The organism is Bradyrhizobium sp. 139 (assembly GCF_023074175.1).
Lineage (GTDB): Bacteria > Pseudomonadota > Alphaproteobacteria > Rhizobiales > Xanthobacteraceae > Bradyrhizobium.
In genome coordinates this window covers 1-1,133 of the sequence record NZ_JADPKS010000004.1, presented here as the reverse complement: position 1 = coordinate 1,133, position 1,133 = coordinate 1, and the positions used below count along the sequence as shown (strand labels likewise).

The following is a 1,133-nucleotide window of genomic DNA, read 5'->3' as shown; positions in this document are numbered from 1 at the left end:
GTAGATCGGGATCTCGCCGCGATGAAGGCTGGCGATCTTCTTCTCGTCCTTGTCGACGCAGGTGACGTCGTGACCGAAATCCGCAAAGCAGGCTCCGGACACCAGTCCCACATAGCCCGTTCCGATCATCGCGATTCGCATGAAAAACTCTTTTCGTTTAAAGACGGATGTTCCACTGAACACCCTAGACCATTTCTCTTTCCGGCCGCACGCCCAACATTAGGGCAGGTCGCTCGCGGACCGAATAAACCTTAACCGCCGCGCGTGACAGGCGCTGCGGAAAACTCCTGAAATACCCAACATGCAATTGTCGCCTTCTACATATGCGCCAGATACGCCGCATATGCATGCTTCAAGCCGTCCTCGAGCGAGGTCGTGGCGCGCCAGCCGAGCCTGGCGAGACGGCTGACATCGAGCAGCTTGCGCGGCGTCCCGTCGGGACGCGAGGTGTCGAAGGTGATTTCGCCGCCGTAACCGACGACGTCAGCCACGACCCGCGCGAACTCGGCGATGGTGATGTCCTCGCCGGTGCCGATGTTGACCAGCTCCGCACTCGAATAGCTCTTCATCAGGTGCACGCAGGCATCCGCCATGTCGTCGACATAGAGGAACTCGCGCCGCGGCGTGCCGGTGCCCCACACGGCCACGCTCTTTGCGTCCGAAACCTTCGCCTCGTGGAAGCGGCGGATCAGCGCGGCAACGACATGGCTCAATTCGGGATGATAATTGTCGCCGGGTCCATAGAGATTGGTCGGCATCACGCTGATGAAGTCGCTACCGTACTGGCTGCGATAGGCTTCCGTCATCTTGATGCCGGCGATCTTGGCGATCGCATATGGCTCGTTGGTCGGCTCGAGCGGGCCCGATAGCACCGAATCCTCGCGCAGCGGCTGTGGGGCCAGCTTCGGATAGATGCAGGAAGAGCCCAGAAACATCAGCTTCTCGGCGCCGTTCAGATGCGCGGCCTGGATCACATTCGCGGCAATCGCGATATTGTCGTAGATAAACTCGGCGCGCAGCGTGTTGTTGGCGAGGATGCCGCCGACTTTTGCGGCGGCGAGGAAGATCACTTGCGGCCGCGTTTTCGCGAACCAGTCGAACACGGCGGCCTGGTTGCAGAGATCGACCTCGCG

2 protein-coding genes are annotated in these 1,133 nt (G+C 60.5%); both read right to left on the bottom strand.

Annotated features, from left to right (window positions below; all coding sequences use genetic code 11):
• Window positions 1-141 (bottom strand): NAD-binding protein (locus IVA80_RS00485; RefSeq protein ID WP_247424356.1); only part of this gene is annotated, 141 nt, incomplete at its 3' end.
• Between the two features lie 176 nt (window positions 142-317).
• The coding region (locus IVA80_RS00480; protein ID WP_247424353.1) for a GDP-L-fucose synthase at window positions 318-1,133 on the bottom strand (816 nt) is incomplete at its 5' end.